9 protein-coding genes are annotated in these 16,275 nt (G+C 74.0%); 2 read left to right on the top strand and 7 right to left on the bottom strand.

The window, feature by feature from the left end; all coding sequences use genetic code 11:
• The 7 genes from ACZ4E1_RS31440 to ACZ4E1_RS31410 form a co-directional block, all read right to left on the bottom strand.
• Window positions 1–1,638 (bottom strand): serine/threonine-protein kinase, encoded by a 1,638-nt coding sequence (locus ACZ4E1_RS31440; RefSeq protein WP_467545888.1) that lies wholly within the window; start codon window positions 1,636–1,638, stop codon window positions 1–3.
• A gap of 1 nt (window position 1,639) precedes the next feature.
• A complete protein-coding gene (locus ACZ4E1_RS31435) occupies window positions 1,640–3,430 on the bottom strand; it encodes a serine/threonine-protein kinase (RefSeq protein ID WP_467545886.1) in 1,791 nt (596 codons plus the stop codon).
• 80 nt (window positions 3,431–3,510) lie between these two features.
• Window positions 3,511–5,124, bottom strand: coding sequence for a serine/threonine-protein kinase (locus ACZ4E1_RS31430; protein WP_467545884.1), 1,614 nt, complete (start codon window positions 5,122–5,124; stop codon window positions 3,511–3,513).
• A gap of 70 nt (window positions 5,125–5,194) precedes the next feature.
• Window positions 5,195–6,820 (bottom strand): serine/threonine-protein kinase, encoded by a 1,626-nt coding sequence (locus ACZ4E1_RS31425; protein WP_467546065.1) that lies wholly within the window; start codon window positions 6,818–6,820, stop codon window positions 5,195–5,197.
• 135 nt (window positions 6,821–6,955) lie between these two features.
• Window positions 6,956–9,169, bottom strand: a complete 2,214-nt coding sequence (locus ACZ4E1_RS31420) for a protein kinase (RefSeq protein WP_467545882.1) — start codon at window positions 9,167–9,169, stop codon at window positions 6,956–6,958.
• A 94-nt stretch (window positions 9,170–9,263) separates the two neighbouring features.
• A complete protein-coding gene (locus ACZ4E1_RS31415; RefSeq protein ID WP_467545881.1) occupies window positions 9,264–11,495 on the bottom strand; it encodes a serine/threonine-protein kinase in 2,232 nt (743 codons plus the stop codon).
• Between the two features lie 691 nt (window positions 11,496–12,186).
• Window positions 12,187–13,893 (bottom strand): glycerol-3-phosphate dehydrogenase/oxidase, encoded by a 1,707-nt coding sequence (locus tag ACZ4E1_RS31410; RefSeq protein WP_467545879.1) that lies wholly within the window; start codon window positions 13,891–13,893, stop codon window positions 12,187–12,189.
• A 342-nt stretch (window positions 13,894–14,235) separates the two neighbouring features.
• Here ACZ4E1_RS31410 and ACZ4E1_RS31405 point away from each other — a divergent pair, with 342 nt between their 5' ends.
• Window positions 14,236–15,489 carry a nucleotide sugar dehydrogenase gene (locus ACZ4E1_RS31405; protein WP_467545877.1) on the top strand — a complete coding sequence of 418 codons (1,254 nt, stop codon included), beginning with the start codon at window positions 14,236–14,238 and terminating at the stop codon, window positions 15,487–15,489.
• A 62-nt stretch (window positions 15,490–15,551) separates the two neighbouring features.
• Window positions 15,552–16,127, top strand: a complete 576-nt coding sequence (locus ACZ4E1_RS31400; protein ID WP_467545875.1) for a hypothetical protein — start codon at window positions 15,552–15,554, stop codon at window positions 16,125–16,127.
• Window positions 16,128–16,275: the final 148 nt, after the last annotated feature.

Raw genomic sequence — 16,275 nt, 5'->3', positions numbered from 1 at the left:
TCAACTCTTTGCGAGTTCGAGCCTGTCCCGGGCCCCCTTGAAGGTGTCGGTGCCCTGCTTCTCGTACGTCTTCACGCCCTTCGGCATGCTCACCCCGAGGTCGTAGCGGCCCGTGTCGTCGACGACGTAGAGCCGCATCTCGCGCGTGAGACCGCTGTCGGCGGCGCTGCGGTACGTGATGTCGAGCTGGGCGGCGTCCTTGCCGTGGAAGCTCGTCCGCGTGATCGTCTTGCGGATGTCGGTGCTGCCGCTCGTGGCGTACCCGTCGGCGGCGCCGACCGCCCAGGCGTACGCCGTCGAGCCGCTGGTCTCGGGCGCCCAGCGCTTCAGGCTCAGCGTCACGTCGCTCCTGGGGTCGGTGTACTGGACGCCGTCCTCGGACGGGTCGTGGTAGACGTCGGTGAGCGCGTCCGGCACGGAGATCACGGCGCCGACACTGCTCTCCTTGTGCGCGGTCCAGCCCTTCACCTTGCCGGGCGTCGTGGCGTTCTGCGGCTCCTCCGGCATGAGGGACGCCTCGTGCAGCTCCCCGCCGGAGCCTTCGGAGAAGGGCGCGCCGTCGTCGCCCGAAGTGCCGAGCGAGGTGCCGAGCCAGACACCGCCGCCGACCAGGACGGCGCCCACGAGCGCGGCGACGATCAGCGCCACCGGGGAGCGGCGGCGACGCTTCGGCGCGGGCTTCTCCGGGGCGGGCGTCTCGGGGGCGGTCTTCGCCGGGGCGCTCTTCGCCGGGGCGGCCGGGGCCTTCAGGCGTACGGTGCCGACGTCGTCGCCCAACTCCCGCAGCCCCGCCGGGTCCTGGGCCACGGGCCCGGCGAAGGGCTCGGGCAGCGGGCGTCCGTCGGCGGCGGCCGCGAGCCCCGCCGCGACCGTCGCCGCGTCCGGCCGGTCCGCCGGTTCCTTGGCGAGCAGCCGGTCGATCAACGGGCCCAGCACACCGGCCCGTTCGGCCGGCGGCGGGGCGAAGGAGAGGATCGCGGCGAGCGTCGACTCCAGCGTCGTACGGCGGAACGGGGACCAGCCCTCCACCGCCGTGTACAGCAGCACGCCCAGCGCCCACAGGTCACTGGACGGGCCCGCGCCGTCGCCGGACATCCGCTCGGGCGCGATGAACTCCAGCGAGCCGACGAACTCGCCGCTCATCGTGAGCGACTCCTCGCCCTGCACGTGCGCGATGCCGAAGTCGGTGAGCACGACCCGGCCGTGCGGGCCGAGCAGCACGTTCGCCGGTTTCACGTCCCGGTGCACGATGCCCTCGGCGTGCGCGGCACGCAGCGCGCCCAGCACGTCCCGGCCGATCCGCGCCGCCTCCGCGGGCGGCAGCGGGCCGCGCTGGAGCACCTCGTGCAGGGACTCGCCGCGCACCAGCTCCATGACGATCCACGGCAGCCCGTCCTCGACGACGACGTCGTGCACGGCGACCGCCGACGGGTGCTCGACCCGGGCCGCGGCGCGGGCCTCGCGCTGGAGCCGGGCGTAGGCGCGCTCCGGATCGCCCGGCAGTCGCGGTTCCTTGACGGCGACGTCGCGGCCGACCCGTTCGTCGACCGCGCGCCACACGGTGCCCATGCCGCCGGAGCCGATGCGCTCGGCCAGCCGGTAGCGTCCTCCGATCAGCCGTTCCCCCTGCGCGGCCACCTCAGAGCTTGTGGAGGTCGAGGTTGGCGATGGCGGTCTTGGCGACCTCCCGGCCGCGCTCGGTGAAGTCGCCCTTGCCCGGATAGTCGATCCACAGCCGGTACATGTCCCCGGCCGAGGTCTTGTAGTAGAACGCCTGCGCCTCGCGCGGCACGTCCTTGTCCAGGTCGAGAGCGGTGCCGCTGACGCCGTACGTGATCGTGTTGAGCGCGGCGTCCTTCTCCTTGTACGCGAAGTTGGAGTCGGTCTCGCTCGTGGGCTTGGTGTCGCTCGACATCAGCGCGCCGGCGCCGCTGAACGAGTTGTTCTTGATGTCGTCGGAGTCCTTGAACGCCTCGGCGTCGGCCGTCCCCGCGATGTCGGTCTTGTCCTTGACGTGGTCCCAGCGCGCCAGCTGGAGGGTGATCGCGCCGCTGGGGTCCTTGTACGTGACCTCGACCGTGTCCTCGTCGGGGATCCGGATGTAGTCGGCGGGCACCGCGACGGTCGCGTCCAGCGGCTTCGCCTCGTCGTGCGTCTTCCAGTCGTCCGGCAGCGGGCCCGCGAACGGCTTCGCGAGGACCAGGTACGCGGCGACCGCGGCCACGACGACGCCCGCGCCGATCCCGAGCAGCGCCTTGCGGCCGAGGCGCAGGCCGCCCTGCGACGAGCCGATCTGGACGACCTGCGTGGGCTGCGGGGCGGGCGGCTGCACGGCGCGCTCCAGGAGGGCGCGGACCTGCGCCGCGTTCGGCCGACGGGCCGGGTCCTTCTGGAGCAGGCCGTTGATCGCCTCGGCCAGCGGGCCCTGCGCCGAGGCGGGCGCGGCCGGGGTCGCGTTCAGGACGGACTGCAGGGTGGCCGGGGTGTTGTTGCGGCGGAACGGGGAGACGCCCTCGGTCGCCGCGTAGAGGACGACGCCGAGCGACCACAGGTCCGAGGCCGGGCCGGGGCGCTGGCCGAGGACGCGCTCGGGCGCGATGAACTCGGGCGAGCCGACGAAGCCGCCGGTGTCCGTCAGGTTGGTCTCGCCCTCGATCTGGGCGATGCCGAAGTCGGTGAGGATCACGCGGTCGTGGCGGCCGAGCATCACGTTGTCCGGCTTCACGTCGCGGTGCAGGATGCCGGCGGCGTGCGCGGCCTCCAGGGCGCCGAGCACCTCCAGGCCGATCCGGGCGGCGTCGCGCGCGCCGAGCGTGCCCTCCTTGAGTGCCTCGCCGAGCGAACGGCCCTGCACGAACTCCATGACGATCCACGGCTGACCGTCCTCGACGGCGACGTCGTGCACGTTCACGACCGCGGGGTGGTCGAGGCGGGCCGCGGCCCGCGCCTCGCGCCGCATGCGCTCGAACGCGTTGGCCCGCTCCTGCGCCGGCAGGTGGTCCGGGATGCGCGGCTCCTTGACCGCGACCTCGCGGTCCACCGTCTCGTCCTTGGCCCGCCACACGGTGCCCATGCCGCCGTGGCCGAGCTTGCTCAGCAGCCGGTAGCGGCCCGCGACGAGGCGGCCCGCACCCGGGTCGGCCTGGTCCGGCACGACCTGCGTGGGCTGCGGGGCCTGCGGCGCCTGCTGGGGCTGGGGCTGGTGGGACTGCTGGGGCTGGGACTGCGGGTGCTGCTGAGCCTGGGGCTGGTGGGGCTGCGGGGGCTGGTGCGGGTACGGGGTGGCCTGGGTGGGCTGCGCGTACGGGTTCCCGTCACCCGCGCCGTAGGGGTTGCCCTGGTGCGCGGCGGCGTACGGCTGCTGCGGCGGCTGGAGGCCGAAGCTGGTGGGATCGTTCGGGCCGTATCCGGCTCCCCCGTTGTCACTCATGCGTCCATGAGTACCGTGCGGGGGCGCCCCGGTTCCACTCAGGTCATGGCATTGTGACCGCGCTGCAGCAGCGGACCAGGTCAATCCGTGACAGAAGGCACGAAGGTGTCGACGGCCACGTCGAAGTGCCCGCGCGCCTCCGCCCGCCGCCCGACCGGCCCCGACACCCACACGTCGTACAGCCGGCCCGCCTGCTGCCAGCACAGGTCGACGGTGTGCCGGGCGCCCTCGGCCGCGCTGAAGCCGTCCCAGGAGAACTCCCACCGCGCGGCGGCGGCGCCCCGGTGCGTGGTGTCGGTGACCGTGCCCTCGCGGTAGCCCGGATTGTTCTTCGGGCCCGCCGCGGCCGACCGCCGCTGCACAGCGCCGGGCCCGCCGGCCGGAACCGGCTCCGTCACCTTGATGCCGATGCGGAAGGTCCCGCCCGGCGACTTGTAGAACACCCGCGGCCCGTCGACGGAGCGCGTGAAACCCTTCGGCACCGCGAGCCGGAACCCCTTCTCGTCCGTCACGACCCGGTACCCGGCCGGGGCCGCCGGCCCCGGACCCTGCGTACGGGTCGGCCGCGCGGTCACCGTGACGGTCGGCGCCGCGCTCGGCGAGACGCCCGCCGAGGCCGTGCTGCCCGCGCCCGTCGCCGGGCCCGTGGAACCGCCGGGCGGCGCCGGCTCCTCCCGGTCCCCCGCCAGATACAGCCCCGTCACGATCCCGGCCCCGGCGAGCGCCGCGACGAGCGCCGCCGCCACCAGGACGAACCGCGGCGCCGGACCGCGCCGCCCCTCCTGCCGCCCGGTCACCGTCGGCACGTCGCGCCGGGTCGGCGAGTACGCGGCGCGGCCCTGGCCCACCGCGCGCGGGGTCGCGCCCGTGTCCACGTAGGCGCGCAGCAGCAGCTCCGCCTCGTCGAGGCCGATGCGCCGCGCGGGCTCGCGCTCCAGGAGGCCGCGGATCACCGGGAGCAGCGGCGCGGCCTGCGCGGGCGGGCGGATCTCCTCGTAGACGACCGCGTGCAGGATGCCGCCGAGGGAGTCGCGGCGGAACGGTGACTCGCCGCTGAGCGCCGTGCACAGCAGCGCGCCGAGCGACCACAGGTCGGCGCCGGCCCCGGCCCGCTCCCCCGCCATCCGCTCCGGCGCCGTGTACTCGGGCGAGCCGACGAAGCCGCCGGTCTCGGTGAGCGTCGTGGCGCCCTCGACCTGGGCGATGCCGAAGTCGGTGAGGACGACGCGGCCGGTCGCCGGTTCGAGCAGGACGTTGGCGGGCTTGAGGTCGCGGTGCAGGACGCCGGCGGCGTGCGCGACGCGCAGGGCCCCGAGCAGCGCGAGCCCGACGCGGGCCGCCTCGGGGGCGTCGAGCGGTCCGTCCCGGGCGATCCGGTCGGCCAGCGAGCAGCCCTCGATCAGCTCCATCACTATGTACGGGCGCCCCTCGTGCACCACGACGTCGTGCACGACGATCACGTGCGGGTGTCTCAGCTGGGCGACCGCCCGGGCCTCGCGCAGCATGCGCTCGCGCTGCTGCGCCGCCTCGGCCTCGGAGAGGGTCTCGTCGAGCGCGAGCTCCTTGACGGCCACCCGCCGTCCGAGCAGCGTGTCGTCGGCCTGCCAGACGACGCCCATGCCGCCGCGCCCGATCCTGGCCTCCAGCCGGTAACGTCCGCCCACGACACGGACGTTGTCCCCCTCGGTCCCCATGCGTCCCATCATGCCGCACCGTCACAGACGTGCACGGGTGCCGTTCCGGTCACGCGTGCGAAGACACGGCCTACGCGTCCGGTTGCCAGCCCCGCAGGATCGCGTCGAACTGGGTGCGCGCCTCGGCCCAGTTCTCCTCGGGCACCGACAGGTAGATGGCGTACTCGACGCCGTCCGCGGTCCGGTACGTCTGCTCGATCGCGTGCCGGGGGCCGGACGTCGTGTCCTTGTCCCCCGCGGTCCAGGTGAACTCCCAGAGGGATCCCGGCCGGTCCCGGTACATGTTCGACTGCAGCGTCACCCGCTGGTACTGCGGCAGTTTGGGGCGCACGCCCTTCTCCAGGTCCAGCTGGTGCTGGTACGAGTCCGGCCACTGGGAGTTCTTGTCGACGGCGATCCGGACGAAGCGCTGCCCGCCGTCCGGCGTGTAGTCGATCTGGGTGCCGTCCTGCTGGCGGGTCCAGCCGGGCGGCAGCATCAGGCTGAAACCCTCGACGTCATGGACCCGTTCCCAGTCCTCGGGTATCGCGCCGGACGCGGGCTCGGCCGACTTCGACGGGCTGCTCCCGCCGGTGCCGCCGGTCTTCCCGCCCGTGCTCCCGCCCTCGTTCTGCCGGGATGTGGAGCCGTCGTCACGGTGCTCCAGGTAGTACATCCCCCCATACGCGCCACCGCCGCCGATGAGCAGCGCGGCGACCACCACGGCCAGCACCCTCGGCAACCGGCGCCGACGGGGCGCGGGGGACGGAGCGGGCTGCGGGGCCGGCTGGGGGGCCAGGACGGCGGTGCCGCCCGGCGGCGCGGGCGGGGGCTGGTGCTGGACGCGGGTCTGGCCCGTGCGGTGCACCTGGGTCGGTACGTAGGCCTGCGCCGCGGTCGGCCTGCGGCCCTCGGCGGCCTCCGCGAGCATCGCCTCGGTCGTGTCGGCGTCCGGGCGCGCGGCCGGGTCCTTGCGGAGCAGCGCGCTGATCACCGGCCCGATCGCCCCGGCGTGCGCGGGGATCTCGGGCTCCTCCTCGATGACGGCCTGCATGGTGCTCAGCGGGGAGGTCCGGCGGAACGGGGAGCGGCCCTCGACGGCCGTGTAGAGCGTCGCGCCGAGCGCCCACAGGTCGGAGGCGGGGCCCGGCTCGGCGCCGCTGACCCGCTCGGGCGCCAGGTAGTCGACGGAGCCGACGATCTCGCCGGTCCGCGTGATGGTCGAGTCGCCCTCGACCTGGGCGATGCCGAAGTCGGTGAGCTTGACCCGGCCGTCGCGCGCGAGCAGCACGTTGCCCGGCTTCACGTCGCGGTGCAGGACGCCCGCGGTGTGCGCGGCGCGCAGCGCCCGCAGCGTCCACAGGCCGATCCGCGCCGCCTCGGCGGGGACGATACGGCCGTGCTCCTTGACGGCGTCGGCGAGCGAGGGACCCTCGACCAGCTCCATGACGATCCACGGCCGGTCGTCGTGCTCCAGGACGTCGTGGACGGTGACGACGGCCGGATGGTTGATCCGGGCCGCGGCCCGCGCCTCGGTCTGGGTCCGCGTCAGCAGCACGGCCCGGTCGGCCTCGGACACGTACGTGGCGGCGGTCAGCTCCTTGACGGCGACGACGCGATGCAGCACCTCGTCGTGCGCGCGCCACACGCGTCCCATGCCGCCGCGCCCGATCGATTCGCCGAGCCGGTAGCGCCCGGCGAGGAGCTCGCCCTGCATCTGATTCACGTTCCCCCGCAATGGTCTTGACAGGGTCACACTAGGGAGCGGGCGGCCCCCGAGGAACAGCCGGGGTGCCATGGATACGTCACTGTGACGCAGGAAAGGATCCGGCCACCTCGCGGCGAACCGGCCTCAACCGCCGTACCGGTAGGTGGCGGACGCCTGCTCGAACAGCCGGGACACCTCGTCGCGCTCGGCCTCCGGGCCGCGCACCTGCACGATGTGGAACCTGCCGCCGATCACCATCGCCACGTTGCGCACGAACACCTCGCCGCCGGACTCCTGCCAGGTGAACTGCCCCTCGGCCATGGTCCGTCCGCCGACCTCGATGGTCTTCATGCCGCTGGACGTGGCCCAGGTGGAGTCGCGGAACGGCTGGAGCTCCCGCTCGTCCTCGCGCTGGTACTTCATCGGGTCGCGGCCGTACGTGGCGGTGCTGTCGCGGCCGGGGACGACGAGCAGCGCGAAGTTCCCGTGCGTGTAGAGGATCTGGCCCCGGCCGTTCTTCGCCTGGCGCTGCCAGCCCTCGGCCACCGCGACCCGGAAGCCCTCGGGGTCCTTGCGCAGGCTGAATCCGGCCGCGACGTCCGACTGCGGCTCGGTGCTCGACGGGGCGGACGTCCCCTTCTTCGACGGCGACTTGTCCTTCGGCGACTTGCCCTTGGGCGTCTTGGCGGGCCCGGACGGATCGGCCTTCGGGTCGGTGTCCCCGTTCTTGTCGGGGGCGCCGCCGACCACACCCGCCTGCTCGCGCGGCGCGCCCGCGCTGGAGCCGGCCTCGGGCAGGAACACCATCGCGTACGCGACGGCGCCGACCAGGCCCAGCAGGATCAGCACGAGCAGCCAGCGCCCCAGCGAGGCGGGCCGCCGCTCGCCGCCGCCCTGCCGGGGCTGCGGGGCCCGGCGGGGCGGCTCGGGCTCGCGCTCGCGCGGGGCGCGCTTGTGCCGGGCGTGCGGGTGCCCGGCGGCGGCCTTGGACCGGCGCCGTCTGCGGACGAGTTCGCCCCTGCGGCGGACGACGGGGAGCCGGGCGGCGTCGAAGGCGGGCGCGGGCACGACGTTCGTCCCGGCCTCCGGCTCCGGCGCGGAGCGCACCAACGACCGCAGCCAGCCGCGCAGTTCCTCGATGTCGAGCCGCTCGGTGGGGTCCTGGCGCAGCAGCGACTCGACGACCGGTCGCAGCGGCCCGCACTCCTCGGCGAACGCGGGCGGCTCGGCGCACACCATCTGCACCAGCTCGGGCGTCGACTCCTCCGGATACGGGGCATGCCCCTGCACGGCGCGGAACAGGAGGGCGCCGAGCGCCCACAGGTCGGTGGCGGGCCCGACGGGGGCGGCCAACTGCCAGCTCTCCTGCACGGGATGGGCCTGCTCGGGGGCCCAGCGCTCGGTGACGGGACCGACGACGGTCATCCGGACCTGGCGGGCGCGCTCGGCATTGACAGCCCCTCCGGCGTTTGAGGAGCGGGGTCCGGGGCGGGGCCCCGAGTCGGTGCCACCGTCGCGGGGTATCAGCTCGTCCCACCGAGCAGGCTGCACAGGGACCGGCGCCGACTTCCGCACCCCGTACGGATCGTCCACCCGCCCACCGGAGGCACCGGCGGCCCTCGCCCCGGCCCGGTACGCCGCGATCGCCCCGGCCCGCGCAGCCCGGTAGTCCCCCGCCTCAGGCTGAGCCGACGGCACAACAGGCTCCGGCTCCTCAGGCTCCGACTCCTCAGGCTCCGCCTCGACTTCGGGCCGCGGATCGTACCCGCACAAGGCCTCCTCCGCCGCCCCGGCGGCCAGCCCGGTGAGCAGCACGCGTCCGTCGTCGCAGATCATCACGGTCCGCGCCGTCACGTTCCGGTGGACCCAGCCGTGCGCGTGCAGCGCCCGCAGCGCGGTGAGCACGTCGGAGGCGACCTCGGCGGCCCGGTACGGGCTCAGCGGCCCCGCGTCGAGCAGCGCCGCGAGCGGCCGGGCGGCGACGGCCTCGCTGACGATCCACAGCGAACCGCCCTCGGCGAACACGTCGAAGACCTGGTCGAGCCGCGGGTGGTCGGGGATCTGCGCGGCGGCCTGCGCCGCCTCGATGGCCCGGGCCACGGACGGCTCGGCGGACACCCGGACCGGCGCCCCGGGCCGGAACCCGTCCGGCAGCCCGTCCGCGTCGAGCACCTCCGCCTCGACGACCTCCGGCAGCGGCACCTGCCGGACGAGCACCTCCTGCCCGCTGTACGTGTCGAAGGCGCGGGTCGCGTCGTGCGGCGCGTACGCCGCGGCGTCGCCGTACCCGTCGTCGTCGAAGGCGCGCAGGGGCAGGCGGTAACGGTCGGCGAGCACTCGCCCCGCGTACTCCTCCACAACGCCCCCTGCCTCGCCCGGTGGTCACCGGGCGTCACATCCGTTCGCACACGGTCCGCAAGCACTCACGATACGTGCAGAACGGGTCCCCGGCTCAGGACTTGGGCTTGAACGTCTGTGTGAACGTCCGCCACGTGGACTTGCGCAGCGCGCTGTCCCAGTCGGCGTCCTTCGCGGTGTACATCAGCGCGTAGCCCTGCGAGCCGTTCACCACGAAACCGCGGTCGATCGTGCGGTACTTGGTGCCGCCGTCGACGTAGGTGAACTCCCAGTCCGCCGTGTTCCAGCCGCGGTACTCGACGGCCCCTATCTTTATCCGGTCGTACTGGGAACGGCGCATGTAGTTCTCCTGGTTGCGCCAGTCGCTGACCGGGTCGTCCTTGGGGGTGCTGGTCCAGCCGACGAGCAGCTTCTGCCCCTTCGGGCCGTTGAAGCGGGCGCCGGCCGCGCTCGTCGACGCGTACGACCAGCCCTTGGGCAGGCCGATGGAGAAGCCCTGCGGGTGCCGGTAGATCTGTTCGGCGGTGCTGCCGTTGGAGCCGTCGGTGTCGCTGCCGGGCGAGGCGCCCTGGCCGGAGCCGCTGTCACCGGAGGCGTCGTCGTCGGGCTTTCCGCTCGGCTCTGCGGTGCTGTCGCCGGAGCCCTGGGCGTGGTCGTCGGCGCCCTTGCCCTTGTCGCCCGTGCCCTTGCCCGAGTCCTGTCCCTTGGCGTCGTCGCCGCCGGTGGCACCGGCGGAGGCGGCCGTGCCGCCGCCCTTGGTGCCGGGGTCGTCGCCGCCTCTGAGGGACAGGGCCAGGATGCTGCCGAGCACGAGGACGGCCGCGACGACCGCCGCGATCACCAGGGTGCGGCGCGGCACGACGTCGGTGATCGACGCCTTCGCGGGGGTCCGCGGCGGCGTCACGGGCTGCTCCGGGCCACCCGTGACGGTCGTGGTCGCCGCGCCGTCCTTGGCACGGGACGCGGCGGCGGCGTTACGGACCGACTTCAGCGCGCCGCGCAGCCGTTCGGCGGCCTCCTCGCCCTTGGCGGCGACCCCGGCCGCCGCGGCGGCGGCTGCGGCCGAACCCGCCTTGGCGGGACGCTTCTTCAGCGACGGGGGCACGGGCGGCAGCGGTACGACCTTGGTGGCGTCGGCCGGCTCCGGCTCCGGGGCGGGCTTCGGCTCCGGGGCGTGCAGCACCTCGTTGAGCAGCGCGCGGGCGCCGGCGTCGTCGAGTCGCTGGTCCGGGTCCTTGGCGAGCAGCCCGTAGATGACCGGCTCCAGCGGTCCCGCGTTCTGCGGCGGGTCGACCGGCTCGGTCATCACGGCGGTCAGCGTCGCGATCGCCGACCCCTTGTCGTACGGGGGGATGCCCTCGACGGACGCGTAGAGCAGGCCGCCGAGGGACCACAGGTCGGCGGCGGGGCCGGGCTTGTGGCCGCGGGCGCGCTCGGGCGAGATGTAGGAGGGGGCGCCGACGAGCATGCCGGTGGAGGTGATGGACGGGTCGCCCTCCACCTGGGCGATGCCGAAGTCGGTGAGGACGACGCGGCCGTCCTCGGCGATCAGCACGTTGGACGGCTTCACGTCGCGGTGCAGGATGCCCTCGCGGTGCGCGGCGCGCAGCACGTCGAGGATGGCGAGGCCGACCTCCGCGGCGCGGCGCGGTTCGAGCAGGCCGTCCTCGCGGACGGCCTCGGCGAGGGACTTGCCCTCGATGAGCTCCATGACGATCCAGGGGCGGTCGTCCTCGTCGACGACGTCGAAGACCGTCACCGCGCCGTTGTTCCGGATCCGGGCGATGGCCTTGGCCTCGCGCAGGGTCCGGGTGATCAGGCGGCGCTTCTCCTCCTCGTCGATCGCGGACGGGAAGCGCAGTTCCTTGACGGCGACGGTACGGCCGAGGGTCTCGTCCTTCGCGCGCCACACGGTGCCCATGCCGCCCCGGCCGAGCACCTCGCCGAGCCGGTACCTCCCGGAGAGCAGCCGCCCTTCGACCTTGGACGGCGTGTCGTCCACCCGCCGGGGATCCTTGGCCTTGCCGGCCTGACCGCCCTTGGAGTCGCGGCCGGGCTTGGAGTCCTGGGCAGCCTTGGAGTCCTGACCGGCCTTGGAGTCCTGACCGGCCTTGGGGTCCTGGACCGCCTCTGAGTCCTGCGCCGCGTCCATGTCCTGGCCGGCCTTGGCGTCCTCAGCCGCCTTGGCGTCCTGGCCGGGATCGGCGTCCTGGGGCGCCTTGGCGTCCTCGGGGGCCGGGGCATCCTTGGGGGGCCGGGCGTCCTGAGAGTCCCGACGCGTGCTGTTGTCCTGACGGGCCTCGCCCGCCCGCTCCGCCTCCGACACTGCGTCCCCTCTGCAACCCGCCCTGACAGAGCCTTCATTGTCCCTCACCCGGGGACCGTCCGGCGCCCAGGGTGGCCCCCGGCACGCGGCTGTCAGGAACGTCCGGTTGCGCCCGATGAAGAGCGGTCCGCCACGTTCCGCCTCCGCACCGGGCCCCACTCTTCCGCTCCGCGCAACGGGTGGCAAGACCCGTCTTGAGGCGCGGGCACGCTTGAACTCGGCTATTACGCTGGCGAGTTCCCGCCCCCCTGATCCGGCCGCCCCAGCCTTTGGGCGTCCCGCGCCACGGACTCTCGCCGTGGCGCCAAGCATCTCGGCCGGCTGCCGCGCCGTCGTGGTTGCTCGCGCAGTTCCCCGCGCCCCTGACGGGGCGCCACCCACCCGGCGCCCCAGAAGACCCGTCGGCCGGTCTGCGCCACGGGCCCTCGCCGTAGGCGCCGAGCATCTCCGCCGGCCATCCCGCCATCGTGGTTGCTCGCGCAGTTCCCCGCGCCCCTGGAAGGCTGCGGCTTCGCCGCGCCTTCCCCCGAGAAAAGGTGCCCCGCGCCTTGATCGGGGAAATGCGGCGCGAAGCGGCTGCATTTCAGGGGCGCGGGGAACTGCGCGACCAGCCCCCACGCACCCGCAGGCGAAAGACTCAGCGCACCGCCCCAGGCCACCCCGCCATCGTGGCCGAGCGCGCCGAGAGGGACTAAGGCGCCGCGATGTCCGGTGCCCCCAGGCGGGCCGCGTCCGCCGTCAGGTCGTCCGGCTGGAGCTGGGACTCCCGCTCGGCCTCGACCCGCTTCTCGTAGTGCTCGACCTCCCGCTCGACCTGGCCCTTGTCCCAGCCGAGCACCGGCGCCATGAGCTCCGCCGCCTCCCGCGCACACCGGGTCCCCCGGTCGAACGTCTCGATGGAGATGCGCGTACGCCGGGTCAGGACGTCGTCGAGGTGCCGCGCCCCCTCGTGCGAGGCCGCGTACACGACCTCGGCCCGCAGATAGTCCTCGGCACCACCGAGCGGCGCCCCGAGCCCGGGGTCCTCGCCGATGAGCGCGAGCACCTCCTCGGCCAGCGCCCCGTACCGGTTGAGCAGATGCTCGACCCGCACGACGTGCAGCCCGGTCTGCGCGGCGATCCGCGCCCGCGCGTTCCACAACGCCCGGTACCCCTCCGCCCCGGCCAGCGGCACGTCCTCCGTCACGCACTCCGCGACGCGCTGGTCGAGCGCGTGCACCGCCTCGTCGACGGCGTCCTTCGCCATGACCCGGTACGTCGTGTACTTGCCGCCCGCCACGACGACGAGCCCGGGCACCGGGTGCGCGACGGTGTGCTCGCGCGACAGCTTGCTCGTGGCATCGGACTCCCCCGCGAGCAGGGGTCGCAGGCCCGCGTAGACCCCTTCGACGTCGTCCCGCGTGAGCGGCACCCCGAGCACCGAGTTCACGTGCTCCAGCAGATAGTCGATGTCGGCGCTCGAAGCCGCCGGGTGCGCCTTGTCGAGGTCCCAGTCCGTGTCGGTCGTGCCGATGATCCAGTGCCGCCCCCACGGAATGACGAACAGCACGCTTTTCTCCGTACGGAGAATGAGTCCCGTCGTCGAGTTGATGCGGTCCTTGGGGACGACGAGGTGGATGCCCTTGGAGGCGCGCACGTGGAACTGGCCGCGCTCGCCGACCATCGCCTGCGTGTCGTCGGTCCACACGCCCGTCGCGTTGACCACCTGCCGGGCCCGGATCTCGTACTCGCCGCCGCCCTCCCCGTCCCGCACCCGCGCCCCGACGACCCGCTCGCCCTCCCGCAGGAACCCGGTGACCCGGGCCCGGTTGGCGACCTTGGCGCCGTACATGGCGGCGGTGCGCACCAGCGTGGCGACGTAGCGGGCGTCGTCCATCTGGGCGTCGTAGTACTGGAGCGCGCCCACGAGCGCGTCCTTCTTGAGGCAGGGCGCCACCCGCAGCGCGTGCTTGCGGCTGAGGTGCCGGTGCATGGGCAGGCCGCGCCCGTGCCCGCGGGCCATGGACATGGCGTCGTAGAGCGCGACGCCGGAGCCCGCGTAGAGCCGCTCCCAACCCTTGTGCTGGAGCGGGTACAGGAACGGCACGGGCTTGACGAGGTGCGGCGCGAGCCGTTCGAGCAGGAGTCCGCGCTCCTTCAGCGCCTCCCGCACGAGCGCGAAGTCCAGCATCTCCAGATACCTGAGTCCGCCGTGGATCAGCTTGCTGGAGCGGCTGGACGTGCCGGACGCCCAGTCGCGCGCCTCGACGAGCCCGGTGGACAGTCCGCGGGTGACCGCGTCGAGCGCGGTGCCCGCGCCGACCACCCCGGCGCCCACGACGAGAATGTCCAGCTCGCGCTCGGCCATGCCCGCGAGGGCCTCCGCGCGCTGCTCGGGTCCCAGTGCCGCTGCCTTCATGCTGCTGCCTCCCGCTGTCGTCGGCCGCCGCCTTCACCGCCAGATGTACCCGGGCCGGCCGGTGTCACCCCCGGTGCGGCATGCTCCCGATTCTGTCCCGGCTGCCCGATTCCGGCCACCACTGTCCCGCCGCCTGTGGACAACCCCGACCGCTTCAGGCCGCGCCTCACCCACACGCGCCCCGTGCGGCGACATGCGACAGGCCATGATCGCGCAATGCCACATAACGGTCATATTTACTCCTAGTCTGACTGTGCGCTCGCCCGTCCTGTCCACAGGGCTTGCGCCCTCGTCCCGCTCCGGCTAAAGGCCGGTCCGTCTCCCGGGAAGGACGCACCAGCCATGCCCGCAGACCTCGCCGTCATCGGCCTCGGCCACCTCGGACTGCCCCTCGCCCAGGCCGCCGTCACCGCCGGCATCGCGACCGTCGGCCACGACCAGGTCCGCGCCCGCGACCTGGCCGCCGGCCGGCTCCCCTGCGACAGCGACGGCACGGCCCTGACCGCCGCCGACATCCGCCGCATGCTCGCCACCGGCTTCCGCCCCACCGCCAACCCGGCCGAACTGGCCCGAGTCCGCACCGCCGTGATCTGCGCCCCGACCCCACCGGGCCCCGACGGCACCCCGAGCCTGACCCAGGTCCTCGACGCGACCCGCACCCTCGCCGCGCACCTGCGCCCGCACACCACCGTCGTCGTCGAGTCGCCGGTCCCGCCCGGCACCACGGAGACCCTGCTCCGACCCGTCCTCGAAGAGGGCTCCGGGCTGCGCGCCGGCCGCGACTTCCACCTCGCGCACGCCCCCGGCCGCGTCGACCCGGGCAGCCGCTCGCACCCGTACACCGCGACGCCCAAGGTGATCGGCGGCCTCACCCCCGCCTGCACCGAGTCGGCCGCCGCCTTCTACAGCCGCCTCACCGACAAGGTCGTGCGCGCCCGCGGCCCCCGCGAGGCCGAGACCGTCCACCTCCTGGAGACCAACTACCGGCACGTCAACATCGCGCTGGTCAACGAGATGGCTGTGCTCTGCCACGACCTCGGCGTCGACCTGTGGGACGTCATCCGCTGCGCCGAGACCAAGCCCTTCGGCTTCCAGGCCTTCCGCCCCGGCCCCGGCGTCGGCGGCCACGCCCTCCCCCAGGACCTGACCTCCCCTCACCTGCCCACCCGCCCGCTGCGCATGGTCGAACTGGCCCGCCAGGTCAACGACCACATGCCGACCTACGTCGTCCAGCGCGCCGCCACCCTCCTCAACGAGCACGGCAAGTCGGCCCGCGGCGCCCGCGTCCTGCTCCTCGGCGTCACCTACAAGCCCGACCTCGCCGACCAGCAGGCCACCCCGGCCGAGGAGATCGCCACCCGGCTCATGCAGTTCGGCGCGTCCGTCAGCTACCACGACCCGTACGTCCCGTCCTGGAACGTGCTGGCCCGACCGGTCCCCCGCGCCGACTCCCTCTACGAGGCCGCCGCCGACGCCGACCTGACGATCCTGCTCCAGCCGCACCGCACGTACGACCTCCAGGGCCTCGCGGTGAAGGCCCAGCTCCTCCTGGACACCAGGGGCGTCACTCCGGCGGGGGCGGCCCACCGTCTCTGACTGCTACTGTGCGGCCCCGCTGCGCACACCCGTGCCAGCCTTCACTCTCATGGGGGAACCGCATGACCCAGCCGCCACCGCCACAGGACAACAACCCGTACGCCCAGCAGCAGCCGCAGCAGCCTGGCTACGGCTACCCGCAGCAGCAGCCGCCCGCCCCCGGCCAGCCCTACGCCCCGTTCCCCCAGCAGCAGGGCCAGGCCCCGATGGGCTTCCCGCCCCCGCCGGCCGCCCGCAGCGGCAACGCCGGCCTGGCGATCCTCGCCGCCGTGGTCGTCGCCCTCGTGCTCGCCGGGATCTACGGCGCGATCATGAAGGCCACCGAGCACGAGATCGGCTACGCGGCGGTGGCCGTCGGCGCCGTCGTCGGATTCACCGCGGGCAAGATCGGCGGCCGCAATCAGGCACTGCCCTTCATCTGCGCCGTGATCTCCCTGGTCGCCGTGTACCTCGGCCAGATCTCCGGGTACGCGATGTCGTTCGCGGACTACGCGAACATCGGCTTCTTCGAGGCCCTCTTCGACCACTTCGACATCATCAACGAGGCGTGGAAGCACGAGTCCGACGTCCTGACCTACGTCTTCATGGCGGTCGGCGCGATCGCGGCGTTCGGCAGCTCGAAGAAGGCCGCGCTGTAAGCAGCGCTCACGACATATGAGTGGGGGCCCCCCCCCTAGGGGGGGGCCCCCCCCGCCCCCCCCCCCCCCCCCCCCCCCCCCCCGGGGGGGGGGGGGCCCCCCCGGCCCCCCCCCCCCCGCCCCGCCCGGAGGGACCCCTTCGCCGCGG

This window comes from Streptomyces sp. NPDC025806, assembly GCF_055558275.1.
The sequence above is the reverse complement of the archived record's forward strand: the minus strand, read 5'-3'. Positions and strand labels throughout refer to the sequence as shown.

Coding starts and splice junctions, on each gene's coding strand:
- ACZ4E1_RS31400 (WP_467545875.1), top strand. CDS start 15,552: ATGACCCAGCCGCCACCGCCACAGGACAACAACCCGTACGCCCAGCAG.
- ACZ4E1_RS31410 (WP_467545879.1), bottom strand. CDS start 13,893: ATGAAGGCAGCGGCACTGGGACCCGAGCAGCGCGCGGAGGCCCTCGCG.
- ACZ4E1_RS31435 (WP_467545886.1), bottom strand. CDS start 3,430: ATGAGTGACAACGGGGGAGCCGGATACGGCCCGAACGATCCCACCAGC.
- ACZ4E1_RS31405 (WP_467545877.1), top strand. CDS start 14,236: ATGCCCGCAGACCTCGCCGTCATCGGCCTCGGCCACCTCGGACTGCCC.
- ACZ4E1_RS31425 (WP_467546065.1), bottom strand. CDS start 6,820: ATGCAGGGCGAGCTCCTCGCCGGGCGCTACCGGCTCGGCGAATCGATC.
- ACZ4E1_RS31430 (WP_467545884.1), bottom strand. CDS start 5,124: ATGGGGACCGAGGGGGACAACGTCCGTGTCGTGGGCGGACGTTACCGG.